The 24,743-nt window shown below is 53.0% G+C and carries 27 protein-coding genes and 1 tRNA gene; 9 read left to right on the forward strand and 19 right to left on the reverse strand.

Annotated features, from left to right (window positions below):
- Window positions 1-27: 27 nt before the first annotated feature.
- Together KB235_RS13975 and KB235_RS13980 are read right to left on the reverse strand one after the other, a co-directional pair.
- Entirely contained in the window at window positions 28-837 is an 810-nt protein-coding gene (locus KB235_RS13975) for a DUF368 domain-containing protein (RefSeq protein ID WP_211779938.1), read from the reverse strand.
- 108 nt (window positions 838-945) lie between these two features.
- Window positions 946-1,500, reverse strand: a complete 555-nt coding sequence (locus KB235_RS13980) for a GNAT family N-acetyltransferase (protein ID WP_034814403.1) — start codon at window positions 1,498-1,500, stop codon at window positions 946-948.
- Between the two features lie 98 nt (window positions 1,501-1,598).
- Between KB235_RS13980 and KB235_RS13985 the strand changes: the two genes are divergently transcribed.
- Entirely contained in the window at window positions 1,599-2,348 is a 750-nt protein-coding gene (locus KB235_RS13985; RefSeq protein ID WP_211779939.1) for a sugar nucleotide-binding protein, read from the forward strand.
- Window positions 2,349-2,373: 25 nt separating this feature from the next.
- Here the strand turns inward: KB235_RS13985 and KB235_RS13990 are convergent, their stop codons facing one another.
- Window positions 2,374-3,618: a cytochrome P450 gene (locus KB235_RS13990; protein WP_211779940.1), complete on the reverse strand. Its 1,245-nt coding sequence runs from the start codon at window positions 3,616-3,618 to the stop codon at window positions 2,374-2,376.
- An 83-nt stretch (window positions 3,619-3,701) separates the two neighbouring features.
- Between KB235_RS13990 and KB235_RS13995 the strand changes: the two genes are divergently transcribed.
- Complete coding sequence (locus KB235_RS13995; RefSeq protein ID WP_211779941.1) at window positions 3,702-4,061, forward strand: potassium channel family protein; 360 nt, start codon at window positions 3,702-3,704, stop codon at window positions 4,059-4,061.
- A gap of 19 nt (window positions 4,062-4,080) precedes the next feature.
- On the opposite strand, the gene KB235_RS14000 is transcribed toward KB235_RS13995, so the two are convergent.
- Complete coding sequence (locus KB235_RS14000) at window positions 4,081-5,439, reverse strand: alanine/glycine:cation symporter family protein (protein WP_211779942.1); 1,359 nt, start codon at window positions 5,437-5,439, stop codon at window positions 4,081-4,083.
- Window positions 5,440-5,569: 130 nt separating this feature from the next.
- Window positions 5,570-5,839: a membrane protein insertion efficiency factor YidD gene (gene yidD / locus KB235_RS14005; RefSeq protein WP_034814433.1), complete on the reverse strand. Its 270-nt coding sequence runs from the start codon at window positions 5,837-5,839 to the stop codon at window positions 5,570-5,572.
- 206 nt (window positions 5,840-6,045) lie between these two features.
- Between yidD and KB235_RS14010 the strand changes: the two genes are divergently transcribed.
- The gene (locus KB235_RS14010; protein WP_211779943.1) at window positions 6,046-6,828 is read left to right on the forward strand and encodes a pyrroline-5-carboxylate reductase family protein; all 783 of its coding nucleotides are present in this window, start codon (window positions 6,046-6,048) and stop codon (window positions 6,826-6,828) included.
- A gap of 42 nt (window positions 6,829-6,870) precedes the next feature.
- Here KB235_RS14010 and KB235_RS14015 read toward each other — a convergent pair whose 3' ends face one another.
- From KB235_RS14015 to KB235_RS14040, 6 genes are all read right to left on the reverse strand, one after another.
- Window positions 6,871-7,575 carry a DUF554 domain-containing protein gene (locus KB235_RS14015; protein WP_034806915.1) on the reverse strand — a complete coding sequence of 235 codons (705 nt, stop codon included), beginning with the start codon at window positions 7,573-7,575 and terminating at the stop codon, window positions 6,871-6,873.
- A gap of 158 nt (window positions 7,576-7,733) precedes the next feature.
- Window positions 7,734-7,806: transfer RNA gene (locus KB235_RS14020), tRNA-Val, on the reverse strand.
- Between the two features lie 86 nt (window positions 7,807-7,892).
- The gene (locus tag KB235_RS14025; RefSeq protein WP_034806917.1) at window positions 7,893-8,450 is read right to left on the reverse strand and encodes a GNAT family N-acetyltransferase; all 558 of its coding nucleotides are present in this window, start codon (window positions 8,448-8,450) and stop codon (window positions 7,893-7,895) included.
- A 67-nt stretch (window positions 8,451-8,517) separates the two neighbouring features.
- Window positions 8,518-8,832: a DMT family transporter gene (locus KB235_RS14030; RefSeq protein WP_024371711.1), complete on the reverse strand. Its 315-nt coding sequence runs from the start codon at window positions 8,830-8,832 to the stop codon at window positions 8,518-8,520.
- On the reverse strand, window positions 8,829-9,179 hold the full coding sequence (locus KB235_RS14035; RefSeq protein WP_081825844.1) for a DMT family transporter: 351 nt from the start codon (window positions 9,177-9,179) through the stop codon (window positions 8,829-8,831). The genes KB235_RS14030 and KB235_RS14035 overlap by 4 nt, the downstream gene beginning before the upstream one ends.
- A complete protein-coding gene (locus tag KB235_RS14040) occupies window positions 9,170-9,748 on the reverse strand; it encodes a TetR/AcrR family transcriptional regulator (protein WP_211779944.1) in 579 nt (192 codons plus the stop codon). The genes KB235_RS14035 and KB235_RS14040 overlap by 10 nt, the downstream gene beginning before the upstream one ends.
- 127 nt (window positions 9,749-9,875) lie before the next feature.
- Between KB235_RS14040 and KB235_RS14045 the strand changes: the two genes are divergently transcribed.
- The gene (locus tag KB235_RS14045) at window positions 9,876-10,646 is read left to right on the forward strand and encodes an alpha/beta hydrolase (protein WP_051690223.1); all 771 of its coding nucleotides are present in this window, start codon (window positions 9,876-9,878) and stop codon (window positions 10,644-10,646) included.
- Between the two features lie 29 nt (window positions 10,647-10,675).
- Here KB235_RS14045 and KB235_RS14050 read toward each other — a convergent pair whose 3' ends face one another.
- Both KB235_RS14050 and KB235_RS14055 read right to left on the reverse strand, forming a co-directional pair.
- The gene (locus tag KB235_RS14050) at window positions 10,676-10,981 is read right to left on the reverse strand and encodes a hypothetical protein (protein ID WP_211779945.1); all 306 of its coding nucleotides are present in this window, start codon (window positions 10,979-10,981) and stop codon (window positions 10,676-10,678) included.
- 105 nt (window positions 10,982-11,086) lie between these two features.
- Window positions 11,087-12,325 carry an aminopeptidase gene (locus tag KB235_RS14055; RefSeq protein WP_211779946.1) on the reverse strand — a complete coding sequence of 413 codons (1,239 nt, stop codon included), beginning with the start codon at window positions 12,323-12,325 and terminating at the stop codon, window positions 11,087-11,089.
- Window positions 12,326-12,439: 114 nt separating this feature from the next.
- Here KB235_RS14055 and KB235_RS14060 point away from each other — a divergent pair, with 114 nt between their 5' ends.
- The 3 genes from KB235_RS14060 (at window position 12,440) to KB235_RS14070 (ending at window position 16,501) form a co-directional block, all read left to right on the forward strand.
- Entirely contained in the window at window positions 12,440-12,847 is a 408-nt protein-coding gene (locus KB235_RS14060; RefSeq protein WP_211779947.1) for a YkvA family protein, read from the forward strand.
- A gap of 86 nt (window positions 12,848-12,933) precedes the next feature.
- A complete protein-coding gene (locus tag KB235_RS14065) occupies window positions 12,934-13,800 on the forward strand; it encodes a YitT family protein (protein ID WP_051690222.1) in 867 nt (288 codons plus the stop codon).
- Window positions 13,801-13,897: 97 nt separating this feature from the next.
- Window positions 13,898-16,501, forward strand: a complete 2,604-nt coding sequence (locus tag KB235_RS14070) for a putative bifunctional diguanylate cyclase/phosphodiesterase (RefSeq protein ID WP_211779948.1) — start codon at window positions 13,898-13,900, stop codon at window positions 16,499-16,501.
- A gap of 40 nt (window positions 16,502-16,541) precedes the next feature.
- Here the strand turns inward: KB235_RS14070 and KB235_RS14075 are convergent, their stop codons facing one another.
- Window positions 16,542-18,611, reverse strand: a complete 2,070-nt coding sequence (locus tag KB235_RS14075; RefSeq protein ID WP_246514245.1) for an alpha-amylase family protein — start codon at window positions 18,609-18,611, stop codon at window positions 16,542-16,544.
- A 171-nt stretch (window positions 18,612-18,782) separates the two neighbouring features.
- Here KB235_RS14075 and KB235_RS14080 point away from each other — a divergent pair, with 171 nt between their 5' ends.
- The gene (locus KB235_RS14080; RefSeq protein ID WP_034807553.1) at window positions 18,783-19,403 is read left to right on the forward strand and encodes a hypothetical protein; all 621 of its coding nucleotides are present in this window, start codon (window positions 18,783-18,785) and stop codon (window positions 19,401-19,403) included.
- Between the two features lie 14 nt (window positions 19,404-19,417).
- On the opposite strand, the gene KB235_RS14085 is transcribed toward KB235_RS14080, so the two are convergent.
- Entirely contained in the window at window positions 19,418-21,475 is a 2,058-nt protein-coding gene (locus KB235_RS14085; protein WP_211779949.1) for a heavy metal translocating P-type ATPase, read from the reverse strand.
- A 518-nt stretch (window positions 21,476-21,993) separates the two neighbouring features.
- Window positions 21,994-22,362 carry an ArsR/SmtB family transcription factor gene (locus KB235_RS14090; protein ID WP_211779950.1) on the reverse strand — a complete coding sequence of 123 codons (369 nt, stop codon included), beginning with the start codon at window positions 22,360-22,362 and terminating at the stop codon, window positions 21,994-21,996.
- 147 nt (window positions 22,363-22,509) lie between these two features.
- Here KB235_RS14090 and yhfH point away from each other — a divergent pair, with 147 nt between their 5' ends.
- Window positions 22,510-22,668 carry a protein YhfH gene (gene yhfH, locus KB235_RS14095; protein WP_081825919.1) on the forward strand — a complete coding sequence of 53 codons (159 nt, stop codon included), beginning with the start codon at window positions 22,510-22,512 and terminating at the stop codon, window positions 22,666-22,668.
- Window positions 22,669-22,705: 37 nt separating this feature from the next.
- Here the strand turns inward: yhfH and KB235_RS14100 are convergent, their stop codons facing one another.
- The 3 genes from KB235_RS14100 to KB235_RS14110 all read right to left on the reverse strand — a co-directional run bounded on the left by KB235_RS14100 (window position 22,706) and on the right by KB235_RS14110 (window position 24,741).
- Window positions 22,706-23,050 carry a fluoride efflux transporter FluC gene (locus KB235_RS14100; protein WP_338032649.1) on the reverse strand — a complete coding sequence of 115 codons (345 nt, stop codon included), beginning with the start codon at window positions 23,048-23,050 and terminating at the stop codon, window positions 22,706-22,708.
- Window positions 23,047-23,454 carry a fluoride efflux transporter CrcB gene (gene crcB / locus KB235_RS14105; RefSeq protein WP_034809934.1) on the reverse strand — a complete coding sequence of 136 codons (408 nt, stop codon included), beginning with the start codon at window positions 23,452-23,454 and terminating at the stop codon, window positions 23,047-23,049. Before crcB ends, KB235_RS14100 begins: the two co-directional genes overlap by 4 nt.
- 84 nt (window positions 23,455-23,538) lie before the next feature.
- A complete protein-coding gene (locus KB235_RS14110) occupies window positions 23,539-24,741 on the reverse strand; it encodes an ornithine--oxo-acid transaminase (protein ID WP_034814389.1) in 1,203 nt (400 codons plus the stop codon).
- Between the last annotated feature and the right edge of the window lie 2 nt (window positions 24,742-24,743).

A 24,743-nucleotide genomic window follows, 5' to 3' on the forward strand; every position in this document is an offset into this window, starting at 1 on the left:
CGCCATAGCGAGAGCCGCGTCTTCTGTTCATACTGAAAATTTCCCGAGCAATCGGACAACCATGAAACCGGCCAAAAACGAGACGATGCTTAATCCCCACATGACAGTCGTCTCCGGAAGACCTGGGAAGACGACGGCGAGCGATCCGATGACGAGCCCGAGAATAACGGAGAACGTCATACCCGGGTAGTTCGCGAGCAGATGACGGATGACTTTACTGCTGACGAGGAAGCCGACGGCGACACCGAGCCCGACAATTCCGATGACGATCACGTTCAAGTTCGACAAGGCGCTGATGACCGTCGGATAGACCCCAATCAACAACAAGACGAACGAACCACTAATACCAGGCAAGAGCATCGCCATACTGCCAAGCCAGCCCGAGAAGAAGAGGAGCAGCGCCGTCCCCATCGTTACGTCAGTGATGACCGCCGTATCCGCCGGTTTGATGACAGCCATACTCGCGACGAGAATCGTTCCGACAATCATCGCGACGATATGCACCGGTCGCATCTTCGCCCGTGACTTGAATTCAAACAACAAGAGCGGGATAATCCCTAAAATCAACCCGATGAAGAAGAACTGGGTCGGGGCATGATAGTTCAACAATAAAAACTCGATGACACGGCTCAACCCTAAAATCGCGCCACCCATCCCAATGGCGAGCGGAATTAAGAAACCGATATGTTTTTTCCAGTGCCGGCTAAACACCCCGCTAATCGCCTCAATCAACCGGTCGTAAATTCCTAAAATGACCGCAATCGTCCCGCCGCTGACGCCAGGAATCAAATCACTCGTCCCCATCGCCATGCCGCGTAATATATTTCTCCATTCCATAAAGTATAGGCTCCTTTATCCGCAAGTTCGTTTCAAGCATTTAGTATAGCGGACGGCGTCGACAAATGCATCGGTTTCAAGACTGAAAAAACGGACTTTCGTCCGTCTTCATAAATCGAGCACCATATAATCGAACCGTCCGCCTGAAATCTCAATCTCTTTTTGTTTATAAAAACCGAGTCGTTCATAAAGGCGCGCTGCCGCAGGATTGGTCTGGTCGACGTTCAACGTGACGACCGGGATGTGTTTTGAACGGGCGTGCTGAGTGACGGAGTTGATCAGCTTTGTCCCGATTCCACGTCCCCCGAACTGTGAATCGACCGCGACCGAGTCGATGTAAAACACGTCGCCTTCTGTCTCGACGTCGAGTTCCCCTGTTTCGCCAGCTTCCATCAGCCACTGTCGAATCGGTTCGTCTAATTTCCGTGCATCCATTCCTGCATACGCGATGATAATGCCCGCGATGGTCCCTTCACTCTCCGCGACCCAAATATTTTCATAGCTCAGACGGTTCGCGGGTCGGCCAATCCACATCGCGAGCCGCTCGAGTACTTGTTCTTTCTGCTTCGTTCCGGTCAACGAATAGGCGATGTCATGGATGGCCGCATAGACGAGCGGGGCCACGTTCGTCGCATCTGCCGGTTTAGCTTGTCGAATGTTCATATTATCTCCTCCACATACCACTTTATCATACAGTGAAAAAGAGTGGGTTTGTCAACGAGCGAACTGTGGGATGATACAAACAGAAGGGAGGAAGATCTATGAAAGCAATCATCACAGGAATGAACGGGACGGTCGCACCTGTCGTCGCCACGACACTCGAACGACACGGGATTGAACCGATTGCGTGGGACCGTTCAAAAGTCTCCATCGAAAAAGAATCAGATATGCGCGCCTTTATCGAATCGGTCCGGCCTGACTATTTTCTTCACATCGGGATGGGACCCGTCGAATCAGCGGCGAATCTCGCCCGACTGTGCGGGGAATACGATATCCCATTTTTGTTCACGAGCACCGTCTCCGTCTTCTCGGACAACGTGACAGGACCCATCACACCTGACACCCGGCCCGACGCCGAAGATGAATACGGATCGTATAAACGGGCGTGCGAGCAAGCGATCGCCCGAGCCAACCCTGGTGCTCAAATCGTTCGGCTCGGATGGCAAATCGGGGACCGCCCCGGCTCGAACAACATGATGGATTTTTTCGAGAAGGAAATGGAACAAAAAGGCGTCATCGTCGCCAGTACGCACTGGTATCCGTCTTGCTCGTTTTTACAAGATACGGCCGACGCGCTGTTCGACATCATGACGAAACGAGGTCCCGGCATGTATCAATTGAACGGGAACACGAGCCACTCGCTCTATGATATCGCCTCCGCTCTCGCTGAACGACATGACAGGCCATGGCGCATCGAACGCGCGGATGAACCGAAGCGTGATAATCGCATGGTCGACACCAATTGCCGCATCGCACCAATTACAAATCGCTTGGCGCTTCACACAAAATGAACCACCCATCCCGGGTGGTTCATTTTCATGCGCGTCGTTCGATGTCGGTCAAGACGAGCCTGCTCTTCGGAAGACTCGGCAAGTCGACAAGACTGTAACTGAAGTCTTGCGGCGGGACGTCATAGCGATAGCGGTTCAAGAATACGTCAATCGTCTCTTTCATAATGGCGATGGTGACGTGCTCTCCGGCACAGCGATGTCCGAAATCGACGTCTCCCCCACCTTGTGGGATGAACGTGAACGGACTCTCTGTCCAATCGGCGAACCGTTCTGGATTGAATTGGCCCGGTTCGTCCCAATGCGTCGGATCATGATTCGTCCCGTACAAGTCGAGTAAGACGAGCGTCCCTGCTTCGAATCTGTACCCTTCCCACTCGAAATCATGCTTGACCCGGGCTGCCGTCACCGGGAAGAACGGATAAAAGCGGCGAACTTCCTGAACGAACGCCGTCGCGTCGACTGTCCCGTTTGCCAGTTTCGTTCGCGCTTCATCAAATTGATGCAAGGCGAGCACCGTGAAGAGGACATAGATCGACACTGCGACGGTCGGTCGCAAAATATTGATCACTTCGACAGCCACGACGTCTGCCGGTAACAGTTCACCGGATTCGTCACGATGCCAAGCGAACTCATACAAAGCTGTCTTCTCGTTCGGCAACAAGCGCTTCGTCCTTACCTCCTCGACCATCGAGCTGATCCATGCCTCAGCCGAAGCTCGTGCTTTACGGCCAAGGATGTGCTTCGGTCCGAGTGCTGTGCCCGATTCGAACAAGAGACGCATCTCGTCGGTACGCTTGTCGACCTCTGACTCGGCGAGTGGTACACCGGCCCATTCGCAGACGGCGCGCATGAGCACGCGTTGCGCCGTCCCATAAAGGACAGTCTCCCCATCGGCTTGATCGAGTTCCTTTTCCCATTCACGCCCGACGAGTCGCGTCAGGCGATCAATGTTTTCTGGAAACATGAGCGACATGAACATCCGTTTCCGATACGTATGGGCAGAACCGTCTAATGTCTGTACGCCGCTCTCACCGAACAGCGTCTTCAAGAGCCGTTTCGGGGCCGCATCTTGCCGGACGAAACGGTCGGCATCGTAAAATAGAGCCGCTCCTTCCTCTCCGCCGAGACAAATCGCACGTTCCCCTAACAGCCTCGTCTCAAAGATATTCGATTGAAAGCTCGTCCGTCGATTCGGGACAAACTGATATCCCTCCCTTAAAAAATCGAGGCTGTGATCGAGACCTTGTTCTTTCGGTATCGGTTTTGTCATTTCCTTCACCCTTTCTTCGCTAGACTATAGAGGATGTTCCCTCCTCTGTCACGAACAAACCTAATACAGAAAGGAGTGGGGATATGCTTTCGTTTTTCTTGACGTTTCGCCGCATGTTCCGAGGAATTTGGCGCGGGCTGAAAGAGCCTGAATTCCAGGTGTTGTTCAGTCTCGCCTTCCTCACCATTTTGTCCGGCACGTTATTTTACGCCCGCTACGAAGAGTTACGATGGCTTGATTCGCTCTACTTCAGCATCATCACGCTGACGACGATTGGCTATGGTGATTTCGTCCCGTCGACAGACCTCGGGAAAGCGTTCACGATTGGTTACGTCATTACGGGTACCGGCATCATGGTCGGGTTCGTCACCCAAGTGTTCAACCATTTACAACAAGCCCGACTCGAAGAAGTGAAAAAGAAAAGAACGCCACCTCCGGAATAAGCGAGGTGGCGTTTTGGCGTCATGACGCCTTTCGATTACGGTTCTCGAGCGCGAGTTGCTGGTTGAAACGCTTCGTCTCAGCGATGACGACCCCTGACAAGAACAAGAGGCCAATCAAGTTCGGAATGGCCATCAAGCCGTTGAACACGTCCGAGAGCGCCCATACCAAGTTTAAGTTCGTCGTCATCGCGCCAAGTCCTGCGACGAGGACAAAGGCGATGCGATACGGAATAATCGACTTTTGTCCAAACAAGTAGTGAATCGAGCGTTCCCCATAATACGACCACCCGAGTACGGTCGAATACGCGAACATAACGAGCCCAATCGTGACGACGTAACGGCCGAACGGCCCGAGGAACTGTTCAAACGTGGCCGCCGTCAAATCGACGCCTTCAAGCCCTGAACCGATCTGTCCGCCCATGACGAGGGTGATCCCCGTGATTGAACAGACGATGAGCGTGTCGAGGAAGACTTGCGTCATCGAGACGAGCGCTTGTCTGCCCGGCATATCTGTTTTCGCAGCGGCTGCCGCGATCGGAGCCGAACCGAGACCGGCTTCGTTCGAGAACACGCCGCGGGCGACACCGTAACGGATTGCCGCACCGATGGCCCCACCACCGATTGCTTCGGCACTGAACGTGCTGCTGAAGATGAGCGCAATCGCATCCGGGATGAGCGTGTAGTTCATGACCATGATGATGAGCCCACTACCGAGATAGAAGATGATCATGATCGGAACGAAATAACTGACGACGCGTCCAATCGATTTGACGCCGCCAAGGATGACGGCACCCATGAACACCATCACCAAAATACCGGACACGTAGAGCGGAACGTCAAACGTCGACTTGAGCGCGAGCGCAACCGAGTTCGTCTGGACCCCGTTCCCAATCCCAAACGCGGCAAGCGAGGCGAACGCCGCGAACAACACGGCGAGCCAGCGCTGCTTTAAACCGCGCTCCAAATAATACATCGGCCCACCAGCCATCTGTCCCCGCTCATCCGTCACTCGATATTTGACGGCGAGTACGGCTTCGGCATACTTTGTTGCCATCCCAAAGAACCCGGACAGCCACATCCAGACAATCGCGCCCGGTCCCCCGAGCACGACAGCCGTGGCGACACCGACGATATTCCCCGTACCGACGGTCGCCGCGAGGGCAGTCATGAGTGCTTGGAAGTGACTAATGTCCCCTCGTGACGTCTTGTCTTGGTTTTTCGAGAAGGCGAGCTTTAATGCGTAAGGCAGTTTTGTGATTTGAAGGCCACCTAACCGTACTGTCAAATAAACGCCTGTCCCCACAAGCAAAATCAACAGCGGTGGTCCCCACACCAAGTCTGAAATCGTACCGATCAGTTCACTGAACGATTGACTCATGCTGAAATCCCCTTTCCCCTTATGTAATTGTACTTTTCTATTTTTTCAGAATACTTGGAACATTGTCAAAAATATTGTACTAAAACAAAAGTCCGTTCGTGAATCTGTACCTAAAACAGCGAGACGTCGATTAGACATCTCGCTGTGACGGTGGCTTCTCTCGTTGTAATGGCGCGCTCCAGTCAAACTCGTCCGGCACATAGTCGAGTCCGCCTGAATGGAACGGTTGGCAACGCAACAAACGTCGCGCGGTCAAATAGCCGCCCTTGACCGCCCCGTGCTTTTCAATCGCTTCAATCCCATAATGAGAGCATGTCGGATAAAATCGGCACGTCGGTGGTTTCAATGGAGAGATGACACGTTGATACCCTTTTATGCCACGCACAAGAATTCGTTTCATAAAAATCGCCTCGTTCGAATAGATTACTGCCATCATATCTCGTCGAATGAATTCTGTCACTTTCACTGTCCGATGTTGGATGTGAAGAAGCGGTTACATTATTTCCTTTCTTTTACAATTCGAGCATAGAAGGGGATATTCGGCTTAACATTTGTTATGATAAGCACCATGCACAAGACCGAATCTAACAGAAGAGGTGACGAAATATGAAATTATTAATGGTAGGAGCCGGTTCGATGAGCGAGGCGCTCGTCCGCGGTTGGATTGACGCCGGTCTTTCGCCGGAGACGATCACGATGACGAATCGAAGTGACCGGGCTCGATTGGACCAACTGCACAACGAACTCGGCGTCCGAATCGTGGACGAAGAAGACGTGAACGCATACGATATCGTCGTACTCGCGATGCAACCAGATGGCGTGCTTCCATATGTACGTTCGAAGACGTGGACGAAGCCGCTCCTCATCTCTGTCGCGGCTCATATCGAGCCGGCAGAACTCGAGGCCGCTTCAGGACTTCCAGCTGTCTGTGCGATGCCGAACACCCCAGTCGCCTTCCGTGACGGGATGACGGGCCTTTGGTTCGGACCAGAGACAGACGAGTCTGTTCGCGCGACAGCTACCGCACTATTTGAACGCGTCGGCCGAACCGCCGTGACGGACGCGAAAACGATGTCCGCCTTCATGGCTGCCGCCGGCTGCAGCCCAGCGTTCTTCTATGAAATCGTCGGATCGATGACACCGGTCTTGACCGATGCCGGATTTGACGAGGCGACAGCCCGACAAATCGTCGCCCAAGCGATGAAAGGATCGGCCGAACTCCTGTTGCACGAGACGCGTCCGACTGACGCCTTAATCTCGGACGTGGCCGCGCCAGGAGGCCCGACCGACCGCGGTGTCGGCGTCTTGCGCGATCGTGACTTATCCGACGTCATGTACGCTGCGCTCCGCGAAAGCGCGAAAGAAGACGTCGAACAACACCAATCATGACAAAAGGTCCGAAACGGTTGTATCACCGTTTCGGACCTTTTCTTATGAGAGCATATGTAAGATGGAAACGATGAGTGCCACGACCAATATACCCGGTAGGAGGTTGGCGACCCGGATGCGCGTGATACCCGCCAAGTTCAAGCCGATGGCCACAATCATGACTCCTCCAGTGGCCGTCATCTCAAGAATAAAGCTATCCATGAGCGATTCGGGCACAACTTTCATAATTTGAATCGCCAACAAGGCGATCGCACCTTGATACAGCAAGACCGGGACGGCCGAAAACATGACCCCGATCCCGAGCGAGGAAGCGAGGACGAGCGCGGTAAACCCGTCAATCAACCCTTTCGTATACAACACGTCGTGGTCGCCACGTAAGCCGCTGTCGAGCGCCCCGATGACAGCCATCGCCCCAATGACAAAAATGAGCGTCGCCGTGATAAAACCTTCGGCAATGCTCGACTTACTCTTTCCACCGATGCGCCGTTCCAATTGGTAGCCGACCTCATTCAATTTCTCGTCGAGTTTCCACCATTCCCCTAGCGCCGCCCCGGCGACAAGACTACCGATCACAATCAAGAAATTCTCGCTTTTTAGACCCATCTGCACACCGAGCACGACGACCGCAAGCCCGATTGCCGCCGTGACCGTCTCTTTCATCCGCTCGGGGATTCGATGGAACAAAAGGCCGAGCAACGTCCCGACGACGATGAGCGCCGCGTTGACGATGGTCCCTAACAACACCATCTCGTATCCCCCGTTTCTATATGTATTGAAAGCAATATACCAATCCGTTCCATTGGATGTCAATTGAAAAAAGAACAAAAAAAGAGCCACTTCTCGCAAGAAGTGGCTTCGCGGAAACCCATGTTCCGGTGGGTTTCGCATCGGGTTTGGCACCCAAGTGATTCTGACTGGGCTCGAACCAGCGACCTCTACCCTGTCAAGGTAGCGCTCTCCCAGCTGAGCTACAGAATCAGGTCGTGTCCTCTCTTAAGGACACTATTAATATATCAAGAAACTAATGCCTTGGCAACCGTTTTTTAAAAGTTTTTTTTATTTTTTTAACGCGACATTTCCTGACGTTGAATGTGACGGCAAAGCCGTTCTAAATCACCAGCATATACCGATACGAGCATTCCCTCGTATTCCGTATCTCGATCCCAATGAAGTCCGTTCGCTTTCGCTACACGTTGTGATGGCACATTGTCCGGATGGATGAGCGAGATAATGTCTTTCTCCCCTTCCTCGAACGCATATTGCATGAGCCGAGCCGCCGCCTCGCGACCGTAACCCATATGCCAATGCTTCGGTGCGAGCCAATAGCCGACCTCAAGTTCGATTTTGCCGTCAAGCTCGTGTAACAACGTCCCGGCATGGCCAATCGGTTCGTCGCTCTCGAACGTCATCAATTTGAGTAACCCGGTCTGTCGTCCTGTCTTGTAGCGCGAAAGCTGTCGCTCGAACCATTCAATCGTCTGCTCATCCGTGAACGGTTTTCCGTCCGGGCTGATGAACCGCATCACCCGCGGGTCTTGTAGCAGCGATTTGACGAAATAAAAATCGGCAATCGTATATGGTTCAAGCCGTAAGCGCTCAGAGTGTAACTCGACATGCTTCATCGTTCCCGCCCCTTTCATTCACAGTCTTTACTCATTAATTCCCGTTATGAGGCAGGTTGAATCCTAGTTAAGCGATGACTTTCAATCCGACGACACTCCCGATGATGAGCGTCAAAAAGAAGATACGCCAGCGGTCGGTCGATTCATTCAAGTAAAGCATGCCGAGAATGACGCCTCCGGCCGCCCCAATCCCGACCCAAATCGAGTAGGCAAGTCCAAGCGGCAACGTCTCGAGCGAGCGGGATAACAAATAAAAACTGAGCGCGAACGTCACGATCGACAAGATTGACCATTTCAAAATTTGATAGCCTTTTGACTTCCCCATGAAAAAGACGGCAATCATCTCGGCCAGTCCCGCCCCAATTAAAAATGCCCAACTCATGCTGTCTCTCCTCCTGTCACTTGTTTCAACCCGATCACACCGATTAACAGTGTGCCGATAAAGACGAGCTTCATGCCGGTGAGCACCTCGTCAAACAAAATATTCCCGACGATGACCGTCCCGACAGCGCCGATCCCGGTAAAGACGGCATAGCCCGTCCCGGCCGGCAAGACGCGGAACGACAACGCCAATAAACCGAAGCTGACGATTAGCAAGACGATTGTAACCAAGGTCGGGCCGAGCACAGTGAACCCGTTCGATAGTTTCATCGTAGTCGCCCACACGATTTCGAGCAGACCGGCGAGGACGAGCCACATCCATGCAAGTTGATCACGTTTCATGTCCATCCAATTCCTTTCTTAAAGATTTTGAAGGCAGCGCGTTGACGCTCGGAACGGTTCGTCTCGAACGTAAAGAGCGAGATGAGCGCGCCATCCAAAAAGCAATAGTAAGCGTCATACACATCGTCAAGCGACTGCTCGGGCAACGCACCCTGCTCCATCGCCAGACGGAACTGTTCTTTCTCAAACGCCTGCAGTTCAGTCTCCACGTCTCCGAGCGTTGACTCGATAAACGGTCTCAGTTCTGGTGGTGGGACGAGTAGCATCCGCTTCGTCAACATCCATGTCTCTTCTTCCCCAAAGAAACGGATCAGCGCTTGCACAATCGTCTCGATCCGTTCGAGCGGCGGGGCGTCGTAAGATTCGTCCCGTGCTGCTTTCCAAACGTCATCGTACCGTGCTGCCATCGCTTCGACGACTTGCTTGAACAATTGCTCTTTTCCGTCAATATGGGCATAGAGTGACGCTTTTTTAATTCCCACGTCCTCGGCGAGTGCGGCGAGCGAGAGCCCCTCGTATCCCTCTAACGCAAAACGGCGCGTCGCCGCTTGCTCAATTCGTTGTTTCGTATTCATGTCTATTCGGCCTCCTAACTGCTCCCTCCACTCTACCTAACGAACGGTAGGTAGTCAAGTGCGAGGATTGAACTTCCGTCTAAACAACGTCACAATCAATTTAGATAAGTGGAAAGGAAGCGTGTATATGATTGAACAGTTCAGCTTTAACTTGCCGAGCGACCGAACCGGTCAAAAACGACTTGTATCCGTCTTTCGTCCTGATTTCGTGTCGAACGACGTCCTGTTGCCCGTCCTCTATATGCATGACGGACAAAACGTCTTCCACCATGATACGAGAGCGAGCTGGGGCATCGATCGATTCATCGAGACGTCCCGATTGCCGCTCATGGTCGTCGCCATCGCCAGCCCGCCGGATTGGCTCGACCGTTATGACGACTACTCTTTTTTTGAAGACGAGATGCTGGTTCGGCGCATCGGACCGGAGCTCGCGAAGACGAGGCCGACGCTCGGCGGAAAGGGGCGACGCTATACCGACTGGCTCATGAACGAGTTGAAACCATGGATTGATGCGCGCTATGCGACAGACGTGGACGATGTCGGCGTGATGGGCAGCTCGATGGGCGGCGTCATTTCACTCTATATGATGGCGACGTATCCTTCGATTCGCCGTGTCGGTTCGTTATCGACGGCGGCCTGGTCGAACCTGGACCCGCTCATCCGTGAACTGAAACAAGCGAATCTGTCGGCACGGCTTTACATGGATCTCGGGACGGACGAGACGAGCGGCCCGTTCACGCCCGAAGACTATTTGTATACGAACGCTAAATTGGTCGAAACGATCGCGAGAACCGGGATCATGTTCCGTTATGAAGTCGAACCAGAGGGCATCCATCACGAGTCGGCGTGGCGCCGGCGCTTACCGAACGCGCTCGCCTATTTGTACGACCATGACTAAAAAGGGAGGCAGCTTCTGCTGTCTCCCTTTTATCCACCCCCGTGATGTTCAGCCAAATAGAACGGCCCGACTTTCCGGACGAAATAGCTCTCGAGCCGACCTTGTGTCGCGCGCTCGACTGGCGGATTTGTCAGTGTATAAATTTTCCCGTTCCGCTCTTCGAAATCTTTTTGCTCTAGTTCGTTACGGGCATCATACTCTGTAATCGGCGATGTGAGTGCCGCAATGGGATGACCCATCAGACAGACATACGTCCGGAGGGCCGCTTGCGGCGTCGCGTGCAATGCAAGCAAGACGAGACAAGTCACGCCGATCGAGAGCAATCCTTTTTTCACGCTCATTTCCCCTTTACACATTCGTTCCTGAATCATTCGAGCCCCTATGCCTTTTCCCTTCACACCAAAAGAGACGAACCCGCATCGGATTCGTCTCTCCCTTTCTTAGATGACCCAGTTGCCGGCACGCATGATGGCTTCACGTGAGCCGTCTTCGCGCTCCCCGTCGATATCCATCTCGGCCGACCCGATCATGAAGTCGACGTGTGTCATCGAATCGTTCGCCCCGTTCTCGGCGAGTTCTTCCGCTGACATCGACGGTCCGCCTTCAAGGCACGTCGAGTAGGCACGTCCGAGCGCCAAGTGGCATGAGGCGTTCTCATCGAACAACGTGTTGTAGAAGAGGAGGCCTGAGTTCGAGATTGGCGAATCGTCTGGAACGAGCGCGACTTCACCGATTCGGCGCGCCCCTTCGTCGAGGTTGAGTAACTCATCGAGTGCAGCCTGTCCCTGTTTCGCTTCCGCTCTCACGACTTTCCCACCTTCGAACCAAAGCGTGAACTCGTCAATCAAGTTTCCGCTATAGCTGAGCGGTTTCGTGCTCGACACGTGTCCTTCGACCGCGTCTTTATCGGCAAGCGTGAACACTTCTTCGGTCGGCATGTTGGCGATGAAGTCGACGCCGTCCGTATTCGGTCCGCCGCCGCCAAGGAAGACGTGCTTCTTCGGAAGGCCGATCGTCAATTCCGTACCCGGCGCCTTATAATGCAGTTTCGCGTATTTCTTTTCCGTCAATAGCTTCGCACGGGTCCGGAGCGCTTGATCGTGTTCGTCCCACGCAGCGACGACGTCTGTTTCGTCCATGCGTGTCGCCGCGAAGATGGCACGCCAAAGTGCTGCGACCGCATCCTCACGGTCTGGGAACACTTTTTTCGCCCACGCGTCAGAAGCGCCGGCAATAATCGACCAGCTGACGTTATCGCTCATGACGTACTTCCGCCACTTCGCGAGTGCGACGCCGGCGGCACGGTTCGAATCCGCGATTCGAGACGAGTCGACACCGTTTAACGCATCGGGATCATCACTGACAATCGACAAGAACGCTGTCTTCTCTTCTGCAAGTTGCTCAAAACGAGCTTTCAACCATTCTGGGAATTCTTTAAATGAGTCTTGTGGCGCGTTGAAGTAACGAATCTTCGTCGACTCCTCGTCGCTCCAGTTAACGAAAACTTGTTTGGCTCCAGCAGCGTATGCTGCTTTGACGACTTGACGGACGAGTGGTGCTTGGCTGATATCGGCACGGATTTCAAGCTGTTGGCCCGGTTGGATATTGACACCTTTTTTTACGGCGAGTTCCGCATAACGGGCAAACTCCGCTTCGGTCGGGATTGTATAAGTAGACATATGTACAGTTCCTCCTTTTTTCGTTCTCTCTTATTTTCTTAAATTTTCGGAAAAGTTGCAACCAAATCGCAAAAACGGGCATATTAGTAGATGTAGAAAGAAGGAGGAATTCATATGCCAGATTGGAAAACAACGTATGCACACTTTCTAGACACAGCGAAGACGGCGTACACAGCCAACGAACAGCGCGGAGATTTGCTCGTCCAAGGTGAACTCGCCCTCGCCAAAGTGACCGTCGACGTCGCTTCCTATGACATTTCGAACATCGAGCGTGAAGAAGAACTGACGCTATATTTCCAGATGAAACAGTTGCTCAATATATTGCGGGCAATCTATAACGATCAGTTCGATATGCAACCGGAAAAAGAAGACGCACTCGTCGCGGCCGTTCTCTATTTCGTCTCGCCGTTCGACGCCATCCCGGACGACGCACCGCTCGGTTTGTTCGACGATGCCCAAGTGATTGACTTCGTCCATGAACAACTCGCTAGCGATATCGACCGCTTTCATCACGAGATGTAAATCAGACTCTTGAAATTCAGCGTCGGTCGAAGTACGCTTGCTTGAGAACTTTATCAAAGGGGGCGTATGGCGCCTAGCCAACTTCTATGTATGCAAAATCAAGAAAACGAATCGCCGTCGAAACGGTCCTGTTCATTATCGCCGGGACGATTCTACAATCCATCTTCGTCGGTTTGCTCCTGAAGCCAAACGAAATCGGCTCGGGGGGAATCGTCGGAATCACACTCATTGTCAACGAACTATTCGGCACGCCGATCGGGCTAACACAACTGTTGTTGAATATCCCGCTCTTCATCGTCGGAATCAAGTTTCTAGGAAAGCGATTTATTTTCATGACGGGAATCGTCGTCGTGTTGTCCTCGATTTTAATTGATGCGCTGCCGGTGCTCATTCCGCCGACCCCGCTCGATGACCCACTCGTCGCTTCCGTCTTTAGTGGTATCGTTTCTGGCCTTGGGTTGGCGCTACTCTTATTCGCAGGCGCCTCGACAGGTGGACTCGACATTCTCGGAAAAGTCATCTATACGACGAATCGGAATCTCTCGCTCCCTAAAATCTTTTTGACGCAAGACATCATCGTGTACGTGCTCGTCTTCATTACGTTCGACATCAAGGCCGTCATGTATGCGCTCGTGCTCAGTTTCGTACGGTCGCGGACGCTATTGACGATTCACCGTTTCTTCTCGGCCCAAAAACAGTGCTTTATCATCTGTAAGAAGTCTGATGAAATCAACTTGGTGATCAAGCAGAACTTGAAGCGCGGTGTCACGATTATGGATGCGATTGGTGGATATTCGAACGACTCGAAGAAGATGCTTTACGTCGTCGTCCAGAACAACGAGATTCCAAAATTGCGCCAAATCGTGTCGGATATCGACTCGGAAGCGTTTATCACGGTGTCAGAAATCGATTCGGTCGTCGGTAACTTCAAAGAACATTCCTATACCCTTTAATCGACAACGCTTCGTTGTCGATTTTTTAGTGTAACAAACGTTGATTCGGTCCGATAATACGAGTGAGCCTAATAGAATATAGAAGGAGGTGCATGAGTTGTCTAGCCACTCCTTGCGCCAATCAGTTCCCGCCCTGCTCGTCGGGACGTTTTTTCTTGGACTGTTATTGATTGTTTTCAGTCCTTACGCGCTGCGCGAGACGAGCCTGTTCGCGTACTTGATCGTCGTCACGTGTATCGCGACTTTGTTTAGCGGTTACGCTGCCGTGACCCATCGTGGCATGCGACGTTATATCCACACCTTGATTACGGCCGGAAACGTCTGCTTCATCACGTACGTGACCACCTTGCGTTATGAGGTACCTGTTTCGAGCGACTTGATGTTGTTTAGTCAAAACTTTTTTTATTTGATTATGGCACTCATCGTCATCACGCAGTCGATTGAGATTCGTACGTTGAAACTCCGCACGTTCGATGTATTCGCCTTGTTCAGTTTTCTGTTCGTCGGCGCACTCCATCTCTACTTTTATGTTTCACAGGGAGACGTGTATCGCGACTATTTGAACGGATTTGAAGAACAGATGGTGCTCGTCAGCCTTTATATGGTGCTCGCCTTCCTGTATTTGAATCGCATCGTCACATCGGGCCAATCGTTTCGAATCCTGCTTCTCATCGGAATCCTCGGCTTCACGGTCGCCTCGATCGTCAATCAAGTCGTCGCCTTTGGTGGGATTGGACATGACCTCGTCCATGTCCTGCAAGTGAGCAGCATCTTCCTCATCTCGCTCAGCTTTTTGTTTGATGAGACAGACGAGGATGTCCTCATTCATGACTCGGTGTTCGATTACATCATCTACAGCACGGTCGTGATGTTGTTCATGCTCGCATCCGATCGTCTGCTCGGTACGTCCGTCCTCGATTCGATGATTGCGAACGCCGTATTGCTGCTTCTCATCCGGCAGTTCGTCGTCGCGAAACAAAACGCGTTGATTAGCCATCGCCTACATACCGTCAACACCGACCTCGAGACCGCCGTGACGACGAAAGCGCATCAACTCGAAATCCGCGAACAACAGTATCGCTCGCTGTTCGCCTATCACGCCGAACCGATTTTCTTATTCGACTTAGACGGAGAGGTGCTGTCGGTCAACGAAGCCGGTAGTTCCGTTCTCGGTCACACTGCCGAAACGCTAATCGGGACGAATATTCTCGACGTGATTGAGCCGAAGGACCGTGGCGCTTACGCGACCGCCCTTCACGACTTGACGTCCGGGCGTCCGGAGACGCTCGAGGTCAACATCGTGACCGATGATGGCACGAAGCGGGTCTGGCAACTGATGAACATCCCGATGATTATCAACGGTGACGTCGAAGGAATCTATGCCATCGTCAAAGACATCACACAAATGATCGTCCAGCAGGAACAAATCTTATATCAAGCGAACCACGACAGCTTGACCGGATTGCACAACCGCTACGCCCTCCAAGAGCAGATTGAACAGCTCATCGAGGATGGGCGACCGTTCACATTGATGTTCTCTGACTTGGACGGTTTTAAAGAAATCAACGACCAATTCGGACATCACATGGGCGACCAGTTGTTACAACATATCGGCAAACGGCTCCGTCTCGCCTTGTTGCCGAACGAATATGCCGGCCGTCTCGGTGGAGATGAATTCATCGTCGTTGCCGAACACGATGATAATGAGATGTTGATCGAACGGCTTCGTCGGCTCGTCTACAGCCCCCCTTACTATTTGGGCGGGACGCTCGTCGAGATTCACGCCTCCATCGGGATCGTCCGTTACCCTGAACACGGGGCGACGCTGAAACACTTGCTGTCGAATGCCGATTTGGCGATGTACAAAGCAAAAGAGAAGGGACGGGATGAGACCGTCTTGTTTGCGCCAGAGCTACGCGAAGACAAAGAAGAACGCAAGCTGTTGATGGAAGGGCTCGACACCGCGCTCGAAAAAGGCGAAATCTCGCTTTATCTTCAGCCACAGGTCGATGCTTCATCGAAGCGAATCATCGGTGCCGAGGCGCTCATGCGCTGGCAACGTGACGGCGTCTTCATCCCGCCGAGCGAGTTCATCCCGATCGCGGAAGAGACGGGACACATCCAAGACCTCGGTCGATGGATGATTCACGAGACGTTCCAACTCATGTACGCGTTCGAACAAGGCGACATCGATTTGCCGAAGCTCTCGGTCAACTTGTCCGTGCGCCAACTATTCGATGAGCATTTGATTGACTATTTGACGACGCTCTTCAACCGTTTCCCGATTGAGCCGGGCCGCTTAAATTTCGAATTGACGGAGACAGTCGCGGCGCATCACTCCGAACGCGTCTTGAATCGTATCCTCGAATTGAAGGCGCTCGGGATCAAACTGTCCATCGACGACTTCGGTACCGGGTATAGCTCACTCGCCTACCTCGTCCGCTATCCGATTGACGAACTCAAGATTCCACGTGAGTTCACGATGCAACTCGAAGAGAATCGAGAGTATCAGACCGTCACCGCGACGATCGTCGCGATGGCGAGACAACTCGGGATGGCTCTCGTCGCCGAAGGGGTCGAAACCGAATATCAAGAGACGTTTTTGCGTCGCATCGGCTGCGACTCGATGCAAGGTTACCGCTACGCGAAACCGATGCCACTTGACGAGTTCGTCATCTTTTACATGAAACAACGACAATAACAAACGCCTCGGACCTGTTCTCGGTCCGAGGCGTTTTACGTTACTTCATCTCATACACTTTCACTTCACCCGGTTTCAAATCGACCCACAGGTCCCAGTTGTCATCGAAACTGTGCTCGGCATACGGCCATGAGTTCGGCGAATATACCATCTCAGCGAAGCGGCTCGCGTTCCAGTTCCGGCGACGCACACCGTCAAGGGCGACCTTGCCCTGTAACGGTTGATGCATACTTGTATTGGCGACGACGAGGAGCGTCTCGTTCGTGTCTGGACGCAACCAAGCCAGACCGATAAACGGCGCATCCATCTGCCCCATCGTCAGCGGCTCAAAGTGGCTCGGGTTGACGAGGACATCGAGCCAACGCCGACGGATGCCAGCCACTTGATGCATCAGTTCAATCATCTCGTCCCGTTCCGGATGATCCCAATGGAACTGATAGGCGTCAAAAAAGGCGAGCTTCCCGAAGTACGGGTCGGTCGGGAAGAGTTGATACGCTTCTTCCGGTCGACAGTCGAGGCCGGTGTTCATCGGTTGCGTCTCATACAGTTCGAGCCCCGAGTTCGTCATCGGTACCCCGTTCGGCATGAACCCGTTCAACACGGTGAGCAATCGGCTCGCTTGACGGCCGCCGTCACGGGTCGCGATGCGGCGTGTGTCCGCGGTCTCACCGGCGGCGAACACCGGGAGCGGCAAGAAACGCGAGTCATAAAAGAATTGGTGCGTGTCGTGCGTATCAAAGCGCGGCTCTTTATAGAACCCGTATCCGATAATCATGTTATAACCGGCGTCACGCGCCGCCCAAGCCCCCACTTCAATCAACTCTTCGGCGATGAAGCTGAAGTTCGAATCGAGCGCACGTGGCTCTGTCAAGATTCGTTGCGCCAAATCGACCGGTAACGCGTGCCCCATGTCGATGCGCGCACCGTCGATTCCATACTCCCGCTGATAATGCGGGATGATATCCGTCAGCATCGCCCAAAGTGGCTCATTGATTTGCTCGCCCCGGAACTGGTTCGACTTGATCGAATCAAACAAGATGTACGGCGCCAAGTTCGCGTCGTTCACGTACGGACCGGCAGCTGTCGGATGGTCGAGGAACAAGCGGAAGTACGTGACGTCAGACCATGGCGGCTGCGGGTCGTTGATGCAGTCCGAGAACGCCGGGGCGGTCGTCAATCCGAATTCCCGTTCGATGACGGCGAGCAAATTCTCTTCCGGATGATCGAGTAAATAGCGTTTCACCTGCTCCCACTTCGCCGCATCGACCAAGTTTGGCGCCATCGAGAAGCGACGCAAATGTTGCCATACATCTTGCGAGCCGTAAATCATCGGCAAGAACGCGTATTCCGGCTTCACGTTCTCACCGATTCCCGGTACGTGCGGCGGATGATAATGGTCGAGCTCGGCGACCGGAATCCAATAGAACCATTCCGGGTTCTTTAGAATCAATCGGTTATCGCGCGCGCACGTGCGGGGAATGACATCGATGACGACACGGATGCCGACCATGTGACACGCTTCGACGAACGCCGCAAACTCTTCTTCGACGGTCAAGCCGTCCCCGGTGAGCGTCTCTTTCAATTCCTCGTCAATCGCAAAAAAGTCTTGGACGGCGTACGGTGAACCGAACTCGCCCTTTTTATTCTTGTGGCTGTGTTGCGAGATTGGCAACAAGAACAACGTGTCAATGCCCATATAGAGGAGATGCGGCAACAAGGCGAGCGTCTTCACGAACGTCCCCGTATCCTTCATTCCTTGTGAATTGTTCATCTCGACATAGCCCGACCCGTCATGGTCCCAAGACGTCGACGTCCGCACTTGCATCGAGTAGACCGAAGCCCGCTTGATCCAGTCGCCGCCTGTCTCTAGATAAGCGTCCGCCTCGGCGACAGATTCGGTATAGTCACGGCCGTCGACTGCATGCGGAAGAATGCCTTTCTCGATTGTCTCGATTAAGAAATCGTATGGGTTGACCCGTTCGACACCATCACGGACCGGCTCCGACAAAAAGCGCATTCGATTCCACAAAGACGGGATTTCATAGTGTAAATCGGTCCGTTTGTCTTTTAACACTTGGTGTAACTTTTTTAACGACGAGTTCTCTGGCATAGTTATTCTCCTTATGATTGAAATCGTACCCTATCCCAATTGTAAACGATAACAAGGTACAACATCCTATGTATTTAAACGTTTACCCGTTTTTTTCTTTTCCAAAAAAAATAATTTATGCCGAACGCTTAAAATTGTTGTACGATTGTCATCAGAAGGGAGGGAAGCACCATGTCTCAGCGGAAATGGTTGGCGTTATTCGGTGCATTGGCAATCTTGCTTGTCCTCGTCATCGCCAGCTTCATCGTCCAGTTGCGCAATACGAACGAGCGAATCGAGGCCATCCACGGGCCTCGACTCGATTCCTATCAAGCCATCGAAGAAATCATGTATTACAACATCGAACGGGCCAACGCGATTCGTGGGCTTCTCGCCTATGACGACCGACGCTTCCTCGAAGCGTACTACAGCATGTCCCAACGCGCGAAAGAGTTGAAGGCCTCCATCGCAGGCGACCCAGAAACACCGAGTTCCCTTCTCGATTTATTGTATCGGGACGGCATTTGGGAACAAGAGGCGGACCGTGTGCTCGTCATCTATGAGACCGGCGACCTTGCGGAAGCGACCGCCGTCGCCGAGACGATGACCGATCAACGCCAGACGATTTTAGAGGACTTGCGTTCGTTGAAGAAGATGCAGTATAACGACATTCGTAAGCAGTTGACAGCGACTCAGCGTGAAATCGACATCGCGACTCAAGCACTCATCTCGGTTGCCATCCTGCTCATCGCCATCCTCGTCATTCTCATCTTTTTGATGGCCAAGACGAAAAAGCGGATCGATCGAGACTGATCGGTCCGCTCGCCTCAACCTCGGTTGGGGTCTTTTTTTGTACTTCGAATCAAACGTGTCGCATTCGCAATCGCAATCAAAGCGACTCCTACGTCCGCGAAGACCGCTTCCCACATGGAGGCGATTCCCCAAACGCCTAGGATAAGAAAGAGTGCTTTCATGAAGAAAGCGAAGACGATATTTTGCCAAACGATTTGTTTCGTACGTCTCCCTAGCTCGATTGCCGTGAGGAGGTCGTGCGGTTCGTCATTCATCAACACGACGTCGGCAGCCCCGACCGCTGCGTCGCTCCCAATTCCTCCCATGACGAGACCAACGTCCGCTCGAGCCAGTGCCGCGGCATCGTTCATGCCGTCCCCGACAAACGCAACCTTCCCGTCTTTTACGAGTCGTTCGACCGCTTCAACTTTTTCATGGGGCAAGAGCTCGCTCGTCACTTCATCGAGGCCAAGTTCCGCACCGACCGCCTCGGCGACGACGGCCCGGTCACCGGTCAACATGACCGTCCGGTATCCGCCACGTTTCAAGGCAAGAATCGTCTCGCGTGCATCTCGTTTGAGTGCATCCATCAGTTCAATCCGTCCTAACCATTCGTCATTTTTGACGATGTGCACGTGCGTTCCGACCCGAGCCCCCTGGACACGATGGCCTAACTTCTCCATGTAGCGGGCACTGCCGACGTAGATGCGGTCTTCCCCGTCCACCGCCATCAGGCCATAACCCGGCTCTTCATGGACATCGGCAAAAGAAGTCCCTTCCCCAGCAAGTTCGACGATGGCCGTTGCGAGCGGGTGTGTCGAAGCACGCTCGACACGCGCGGCAATCTGAACGAGTTCGTCCGTCGACAGCTGTCCGTTCGTCTCGATGGACGTGACGTTAAACTGCCCCGTCGTGAGCGTTCCCGTCTTATCGAATACAATCGTATCCACTTCAGCGAGCGCGTCTAAGTACTGGCCCCCTTTTACCAAGATGCCTCGTCTCGACCCAGCCCCGATGCCGCCGAAATATCCGAGCGGAATCGAGATGACGAGCGCACACGGGCAACTGATGACAAGGAAAATCAACGCGCGATATACCCATTCCTCTAATGTTCCGCCAAAGAGCGGCGGGACGAACGCGACGATGGCGGCCAGACCGACGACGACGGGTGTATAGATTTTTGCGAGACGGGTGATCATTTGTTCGGTCTTCGCCTTCTTCGCGCTCGCCTCTTCGACGAGAGCGATCATCTTTTGAAGGGTTGATTCCGTCGACCGACGTTCGACGATGACTTCCAACCGTCCATCCAAATTCAACATGCCGGCGAGAACGGGCTCACCCGCCTCCACCGATTTCGGAAGCGACTCACCGGTGAGAGAGGCCGTGTTGAGCGAACTTGCGCCCGTGGCGACGCGCCCGTCCATCGGGACGAGCTCGCCCGGTAAGACGACGAGCCTCGATCCAATCGCCACTTCTTCTGGCCGGCGTATAGCTTCTTGATCGGCTTCAAGCACCCGCGCCATCGTCGGTTTCATCGTCAACAACGACTGGATGGAACGACGGGAAGCTCGGACGGCCCGACCTTGAACGTATTCTCCGAGCTGATAGAACAGCATGACGGCTACCGCTTCCGGATACTCGTTGATCGCAAAGGCGCCGAACGTCGCAATCGTCATTAAAAACTTCTCGTCGAACCACTCTCGATGCCAGGTGTTTCGAATCGCAGCGTACACAACGTCATATCCGACGATCACATACGCTATGGCATAAAAGAAGAGTGAGTCAGACCAGATCCCGACACCAAACAAGGCGAGCGCCGTCCCAAAGCGCCACAAAAGATGATTGACGTGATCGTCCGTTGCTTCCTTTCGAGCAAAGTGGGCCCCTGGTTCAATCTGTGCCATCTCTTGTTCAATCGATTGCAGTTCCGCGTCATGGTCATTCGGTTCATTCCATTCGATTATCATGCGACTCGCCGCAAAATCGATTTGACACGATGCCACACTCGATCGGCCTTCGACACGTCGTTCGATTTTAGCCGCGCAGTTTGTACACGTTACACCTTCGATCGGCAAGATATCTCGATTCGCCATCTCGCATTCCTCCTGTTACATTCAAACATTCATTTGAATATGGCATAACGCTGTTACTCGACGCCCGCAACCAAAAAAAACTTCCGCCATGGAGCGGAAGTTCCAGATTGTAGAAAAAGTCACGTTTCAGGCGAATTGAAACGTGACTTTTTCGTTTTCGGGCCTTGAGGCGTTCTGCCCGAGACCCTGTTCAGGCGTGCTGGGCTTTCTTCCATGCCAAGCCTGCCATCTTCTTGAGATTGAGGGCGGCAAAGGGTAGCATCGCCTCCATGACGGGTTCTCTACCTCTCATTATAAAAAAGGGCGAGGATACGAAATGAGGGATGGATGCGTGGACCGACCAAGGGCACGGCGAGACTTCTAGGGGAATAGCAAGCAAAGGGAGACCCAGCAGCGTTAAGCGATGCGGCTCCCTGCTTGCCCCCAGAAAAGCGAGCTGTGCCCGGTCGGACAAATAAAAAAACTGCAGACAATGTTTTGTCTACAGCCTGAAACTTCCGCAATGGAGCGGAAGTTCGTTAAGGTTCAGTCGGATGCCGTTCAGCGCTGTGCGCCATCGCAATCTCGACAAGTGAGCGGACATGGTCGTCATCGAGCGAATAATAGACGACTTTTCCGTCTTTCCGATACTTGACGAGCCCTTGGTCGAGGAGCGTCCGCAAGTGATGGGACGCCGTCGCGTTCGAATGCCCGATCACGGCCGCCACGTCACACACGCATAACTCCTGTTCGAGCGTCAACACATACAACACCTTCATTCGTGTCGAATCGGCAAACGCCTTAAATAATCGACTAACGCGTGTCGCATCAAATTGGTCAAGTTGCGTTTGCAGTTCGGCTACTTGTTCCTGTTGAATCGCAATCGTCTCGCATTGGGGTGCCTTCATCGATGTCACCTCGTTTCTCGTTACCTATAGTTTAGCAAATCGAGTTCACAAAATCTGTTATATATTATTATTGACTTAATAACACCTGTTATAATACAATCAAAACAACCAAATACGAATCCACGACCTTGAAGGAGGCATTTCATCATGAACGAATGGGCAAGCCGTCTCGAATCATCGGTTGAATTTTATCGGAAGTTACCGGACAAGACATGTCAAGAGTGTGGGCAACATATGGACGAACAGTGTGAGTCTTATGAGAGCACATGCTCCTCATGTGCTGAAAAGCTTCAACTCGCAGAATAAACAATCCCCTCGGAATCGGTTCCGAGGGGATTGTGCGTTACCCGAGATGATAGCCGGCGTAAGCGGCAAGAATCCCGAGGATGTATGTGGCGAATAAATACAGGCCGAACTGAACCCAGTCTTTCGTCACGAAGCGCATCACTTCGAGCTTGAACGTCGAGAACGTCGTGAACGAACCGAGAAAGCCGACCCCGACTCCAAGCAGCACTGTCTCGTTCATCGACGCGTTGAACAGATAACCAAGAAAGAACGAACCGGCCACGTTAACGAACAACGTCGCCCAAGGGAAAACCGAGGCCGTCCATCGCTTCACAAGTTGACCGATGCCAAACCGGGCCATCGCCCCAAAGAACGCACCGACCATGACAGCCATAATCGTCATGACGCTCCCCCCTTACGATGTTCAAACCGACGAAAACGTCGGTTGCCCAACCTATAGCCTAACCATGAGCTCAACAAGCCGAGGACGACACTGAGCGTGACGTAAACCATCGCACCGACGAGGTTTCTCGCCTCAATCATGACGATCGTCTCGACACTGAACGTCGAAAACGTTGTAAACGACCCGATGAATCCCGTCCCGAGCGCCGTCACGACCATCGGTGACAAGCGTCCTGTCCGAAACAAGAAGTGCGTGAGCCAACCGAGCACAAAACTTCCAATCAAATTGACCGCGAGCGTCTCAAACGGAAACGACCCGCCATAAACGTTATGCACGCCAACGCCAATCTCATAGCGAAGCAACGCCCCGAGCGCACCGGCCAGTCCAACGTATACATACAGCATCGCTGTTCCTCCCTAATGAAAACACCTGCCGTTATTTGCGGCAGGTGTCTGATTGCTTCTTAAATTATAACAAAATGGGCCTTCTTATGAAATAGCCGCTGGAGCGAATACGGCCGAAATGGCCTCGAACGCTTCGTCGAGCTCTTCCTTCGTGATCACGAGCGGAGGCGCGAGGCGAATGACCGTCTCGTGTGTCTCTTTACATAACAGCCCACGCTCTTTCAGTGCCTCACAGTACGGACGGGCCGCCTCGGTCAATTCGATCCCGATAAACAGTCCGCGTCCGCGCACTTCTTTAATCAACGGGTTGTCGATTGACTTCAAGCGGTCCATGAAGTACGTGCCGAGTTCGAGCGAACGCTCTGGAAGTTTCTCTTCTTCGAGCACTTCAAGCGAGGCAATCGAGACGGCCGCTGCGAGTGGGTTTCCACCGAACGTCGAACCGTGTGACCCTGGGCTGAACACGCTGAGCACATCTTCATTGGCCGCGACACACGAAACCGGGAATACGCCGCCTCCTAACGCTTTTCCAAGGATGAACATATCTGGCTCGACACCTTCCCACTCGATGGCGAACCATTTTCCAGAACGACCGAGGCCAGATTGAATCTCATCGGCGACGAACAAGACGTTCTGCTCACGGCACAGCTCGCTCGCACGCTTCAAATAGCCTTCCGGCGGGATGATGATACCGGCTTCTCCTTGAATCGGTTCGACGATGAACGCCGCTGTGTTTTCCGTCAACGCCGCTTCAAACGCTTCGATGTCACCGTATGGGACGACTTTGAATCCTGGCAAGAGCGGGCCGAACCCACGCTGATATTCGGCCTCTGTCGACATCGATACAGCCGCCATCGTCCGTCCGTGGAAGTTTCCGGAGCAGACGATAATCTCTGCCTGTCCTGGAATCTGTTTCACTTCATACGCCCAGCGCCGCGCCGCTTTGACGGCTGTCTCGACCGCCTCAGCGCCCGTGTTCATCGGTAACACCATCTGTTTATTTGTAAGCGTTACCACTTTTTCGTAAAAACGGCCGAGTTGGTCATTGTAAAACGCCCGTGACGTCAACGTGATTTTGTCTGCTTGATCTTTAAGTGCTTGAATGATTTTCGGATGACAATGCCCCTGGTTGACAGCCGAATAAGCGCTCAACATATCCATGTAACGGTTCCCCTCTGGATCCGTCACCCAAATCCCTTTCGCCTCCGAGATGACGATTGGGAGCGGATGATAGTTGTGCGCCCCGAACTTCTCTGTCAATTCAATCACATCTTGTGTCTTTGACATTT

The organism is Exiguobacterium alkaliphilum, assembly GCF_018138125.1.
Classification (GTDB): Bacteria; Bacillota; Bacilli; order Exiguobacteriales; family Exiguobacteriaceae; genus Exiguobacterium; species Exiguobacterium alkaliphilum.

Coding starts and splice junctions, on each gene's coding strand:
- KB235_RS13975 (WP_211779938.1), bottom strand. CDS start 837: ATGGAATGGAGAAATATATTACGCGGCATGGCGATGGGGACGAGTGAT.
- KB235_RS13980 (WP_034814403.1), bottom strand. CDS start 1,500: ATGAACATTCGACAAGCTAAACCGGCAGATGCGACGAACGTGGCCCCG.
- KB235_RS13985 (WP_211779939.1), top strand. CDS start 1,599: ATGAAAGCAATCATCACAGGAATGAACGGGACGGTCGCACCTGTCGTC.
- KB235_RS13990 (WP_211779940.1), bottom strand. CDS start 3,618: ATGACAAAACCGATACCGAAAGAACAAGGTCTCGATCACAGCCTCGAT.
- KB235_RS13995 (WP_211779941.1), top strand. CDS start 3,702: ATGCTTTCGTTTTTCTTGACGTTTCGCCGCATGTTCCGAGGAATTTGG.
- KB235_RS14000 (WP_211779942.1), bottom strand. CDS start 5,439: ATGAGTCAATCGTTCAGTGAACTGATCGGTACGATTTCAGACTTGGTG.
- yidD (WP_034814433.1), bottom strand. CDS start 5,839: ATGAAACGAATTCTTGTGCGTGGCATAAAAGGGTATCAACGTGTCATC.
- KB235_RS14010 (WP_211779943.1), top strand. CDS start 6,046: ATGAAATTATTAATGGTAGGAGCCGGTTCGATGAGCGAGGCGCTCGTC.
- KB235_RS14015 (WP_034806915.1), bottom strand. CDS start 7,575: ATGGTGTTGTTAGGGACCATCGTCAACGCGGCGCTCATCGTCGTCGGG.
- KB235_RS14025 (WP_034806917.1), bottom strand. CDS start 8,450: ATGAAGCATGTCGAGTTACACTCTGAGCGCTTACGGCTTGAACCATAT.
- KB235_RS14030 (WP_024371711.1), bottom strand. CDS start 8,832: ATGAGTTGGGCATTTTTAATTGGGGCGGGACTGGCCGAGATGATTGCC.
- KB235_RS14035 (WP_081825844.1), bottom strand. CDS start 9,179: ATGGACATGAAACGTGATCAACTTGCATGGATGTGGCTCGTCCTCGCC.
- KB235_RS14040 (WP_211779944.1), bottom strand. CDS start 9,748: ATGAATACGAAACAACGAATTGAGCAAGCGGCGACGCGCCGTTTTGCG.
- KB235_RS14045 (WP_051690223.1), top strand. CDS start 9,876: ATGATTGAACAGTTCAGCTTTAACTTGCCGAGCGACCGAACCGGTCAA.
- KB235_RS14055 (WP_211779946.1), bottom strand. CDS start 12,325: ATGTCTACTTATACAATCCCGACCGAAGCGGAGTTTGCCCGTTATGCG.
- KB235_RS14060 (WP_211779947.1), top strand. CDS start 12,440: ATGCCAGATTGGAAAACAACGTATGCACACTTTCTAGACACAGCGAAG.
- KB235_RS14065 (WP_051690222.1), top strand. CDS start 12,934: ATGTATGCAAAATCAAGAAAACGAATCGCCGTCGAAACGGTCCTGTTC.
- KB235_RS14075 (WP_246514245.1), bottom strand. CDS start 18,611: ATGCCAGAGAACTCGTCGTTAAAAAAGTTACACCAAGTGTTAAAAGAC.
- KB235_RS14080 (WP_034807553.1), top strand. CDS start 18,783: ATGTCTCAGCGGAAATGGTTGGCGTTATTCGGTGCATTGGCAATCTTG.
- KB235_RS14085 (WP_211779949.1), bottom strand. CDS start 21,475: ATGGCGAATCGAGATATCTTGCCGATCGAAGGTGTAACGTGTACAAAC.
- KB235_RS14090 (WP_211779950.1), bottom strand. CDS start 22,362: ATGAAGGCACCCCAATGCGAGACGATTGCGATTCAACAGGAACAAGTA.
- yhfH (WP_081825919.1), top strand. CDS start 22,510: ATGAACGAATGGGCAAGCCGTCTCGAATCATCGGTTGAATTTTATCGG.
- KB235_RS14100 (WP_338032649.1), bottom strand. CDS start 23,050: ATGACGATTATGGCTGTCATGGTCGGTGCGTTCTTTGGGGCGATGGCC.
- crcB (WP_034809934.1), bottom strand. CDS start 23,454: ATGCTGTATGTATACGTTGGACTGGCCGGTGCGCTCGGGGCGTTGCTT.
- KB235_RS14110 (WP_034814389.1), bottom strand. CDS start 24,741: ATGTCAAAGACACAAGATGTGATTGAATTGACAGAGAAGTTCGGGGCG.